General features: G+C 68.4%; 3 protein-coding genes. 2 read left to right on the top strand and 1 reads right to left on the bottom strand.

Annotation, left to right across the window (positions count from 1 at the left end; genetic code table 11):
• Positions 1-1,055: DUF2776 domain-containing protein (locus tag NQ160_RS21560; RefSeq protein ID WP_257517110.1), on the top strand; the 1,055-nt coding region annotated here is incomplete at its 5' end.
• A 90-nt stretch (positions 1,056-1,145) separates the two neighbouring features.
• Positions 1,146-1,715, top strand: a complete 570-nt coding sequence (locus NQ160_RS21555; protein WP_257517109.1) for a YceI family protein — start codon at positions 1,146-1,148, stop codon at positions 1,713-1,715.
• A gap of 32 nt (positions 1,716-1,747) precedes the next feature.
• Here the strand turns inward: NQ160_RS21555 and NQ160_RS21550 are convergent, their stop codons facing one another.
• Positions 1,748-2,728: a DMT family transporter gene (locus tag NQ160_RS21550; protein WP_374113698.1), complete on the bottom strand. Its 981-nt coding sequence runs from the start codon at positions 2,726-2,728 to the stop codon at positions 1,748-1,750.
• Positions 2,729-2,996: the final 268 nt, after the last annotated feature.

Here is a 2,996-nt window from a genome sequence, read left to right as displayed (position 1 = left end):
GTCGCATGAACTTCGGTGTCAGCATCCTGTTCCGCGCCATCCCGCTCCTGATGGGAGCGGTCTGCCTCAGCTTCGGCTGGTACGTCTTCGCCGGGGGCGACGACCCTGCCCACCGGACGGCGGGCCATGTGCTGATGGCATTGACGGCCATCTGCATCGCACTGTTCACCACGGCCGCGATGATCATCCGCCAGCTGACCCGCACCTTCGCTCCGATCTGGAAGGTGGTCCTGCCGGTGCTCGGTTACGGAGTCGCAGCCGCCACCGCGATCTGGGGGCTGGTCATCCGCGGCGGGCCATCGAACGCCGACTTCGTCGCCGGGCACGTCGTGTTCGGCGTCGGGCTGATCGCCGCCTGCGTCACGACGGTCGCCGTCGCCTCGAGCGCGTTCACACTGATCACGGACAACGCGGCCCGCCGGCACGAGGACGGCGCTCCGGACGGTGCGTACGGCAGGGCTGTCATGGTGGGACTGATCTGCATCCCGGCGACGGCCGCGCTGGTGCTGGTCGTCTGGGCGGCGGTCTTGCTCACCGATTCGGCCGAGGCGCCCCGCTACATCGCCGGTCACGTCATGATCGGCCTTGCGGCCATCTGCGCCAGCCTCATCTCCCTGGTGGCCACGGTCGGCCGGCAGGTGCGCAACGAGTTCGACGAGCCCGAGCGCTGGGCGTGGACGAGCTGGGTGCTCGCCATGGGCACCCTCGCCGTCGTCTGGGGGCTGGTCGTGCTGTTCGGCTCGGACCGGCCCGAGCGCCTTGCGCCGGGCTGCATTCTCATCGGGCTGGGCATGATCTGCTACAGCGTCGTCTCGAAGGTCTTCTTGCTGGCCGCGGTGTGGCGGCGGCATTTCGAGCTGGCGAACCGGGTGCCCCTCATCCCGATCTTCACGTGTCTGGCGTGCCTGTTCTTCGCGGCGTTCCTGGCCGAGGCGGCCACCACCGACCCCGGGCTCTTCATCCCCGCGCGCGTGCTCACCGGTTTGGGGGCGGTGTGCTTCACGCTGTTCTCGATCGTGTCGATCCTCGAAGCGGGGACCTCGGGAAAGTCCTGACCCAAAGATCCATTCACGGGAATAGATGCCGGAAAACGGTCGTTGGGCGTGACAGACCGCCGGACAGCCCGGCGCACGATGGAGGACGCCATGACCGAAGCGACGAACGCAACCACGATCGAGATTCCCGGCTACAAGGCCGGAACCTGGGTGCTCGACCCCTCGCACAGCGAGGTTTCGTTCAGCGTGCGCCACATGATGATCTCGAAGGTGCGCGGTACGTTCGACGTCAAGAGCGGCACGATCGTGGCCCCCGAGAACCCCCTCGGCGTGCGCGTGACCGCCTCGGCCGACGTCGCGTCGGTGAACACGAAGGACGAGGGACGTGACGCCCACCTGCGCTCGGCGGAGTTCTTCGACGCCGAGAACCACCCCACGCTCGACTTCGTGTCGAACGCCGCGCGGCTCGTCGACGGCGACTTCCTGATCGACGGCGATCTGACGATTCGCGGCATCACGCGGCCGGTGACCTTCGAGGTCGAGTTCGGCGGCTTCGGCACCGACCCCTGGGGCAACTACAAGGCCGGAGCCACGGCCAAGACGGTCATCAACCGCGAGGACTTCGGTCTCACATGGAACGCCGCGCTCGAGACCGGCGGTGTGCTGGTGGGCAAGGACGTGACCATCACGCTCGACCTGCAGGGTTCGTTCCAGGCCTGACCGTCGAAGGGCGGATGCCGCGGGCCCTCGGGTCAGGCGGCATCCGCCCGTCGTCGCCTCCGCACCCGCAGGCGGTTCTGCGCGAGCAGGATGCCCAGCAGCACCAGCACCGCCCCGGCGGGCTCGTTCCAGTGCAGGGTCTCGCCGAGCAGGACGATGCCCAGCGCCACCCCCACGACCGGCGTGATGTAGGTGACCGTCGACGCGCGGGTGGGGCCCCAGGCTCGCAGAACGTTCTGATTCCAGATGTAGGCGACCCCTGTGCCGAGGCACCCCAGTGCCAGCAGGCTGAGCACGATCGGCACGTCCAGGCGCACAGGGCTCTGCGCCACGACAGGCGTGAGTGCGAGCATGATCGCGGCGGCGATGCCGATGTTGAGGAACGAGAAGACCAGCGCGCTCATTCCGGAGTTCGACAGGAATCGCCGCATGTACGCGAGGCTGAAGCCGTAGCAGGCTGTCGCGCCGAGGATCGCGAGCTGTGCGAGCAGGCTCTGGGTCAGATCCAGCCCCTGCCACGGCGCGATGATCACCATGACCCCGGCAACGCCGACGAGGATGCCGGCGATCTGAGCGGCCTTGAGCCGCTCGACGCGGAACACGGCCCAGGCCATCACCGCGGTCATGATCGGCGTCGTCGCGTTGTAGATGCTCGCAAGGCCCGACGTGACGTACTGCTGCGCCCATGAGAAGAGCAGGAACGGCGCGACGCAGAACGACAGGGCGAGCGCCGTCATGTGGCCCCAGAGGCGCAGTCGACGGGGAAGATGCTCCCGCCGCAGCGCCACGAACACCCCGAGGGTCAGTGCCCCCAGCACGAGCCGGGCCCAGACGACCTGAGCGGGGGAGACGCCCTCGAGGGCGACCTTCATGAACAGGAAGCTCGATCCCCAGATGATCCCGGTGAGCAGGAACTGCACGGTCAGTGCAGCCGCCCCCGGTTGACGCAGCGGCCCCGACGGCGGTGCGGCGGGCGAGGTCGGTGTGACGATCGGGACGGGTGCGGTGCTCACGCGGCGACTCTAGGCCCGGGGTGGGACACGGGGAGCGGGCGGACGGTGCGTCGACCGGAATCCGCCGACGAACGTCCGGATCCCTGCGGCCGGTCGCCGACGGCGCCGGCGATGACGTCGGCCCGGATGCTGCCGGTGCTGCCGGGCTGATAGACTTTCCAGGTTGCCGTTAGATCGGCCGCGGATAAAGAGAGCCCACGCATCAGGCGTCGGGCGCCGCGCAACGAGGAGAGAGGGGATCACCTATGGCACTGGAAGCAGAAGTCAA

Source organism: Microbacterium sp. zg.Y909 (assembly GCF_024626565.1).
This window is presented reverse-complemented; position numbering and strand designations above follow the sequence as displayed.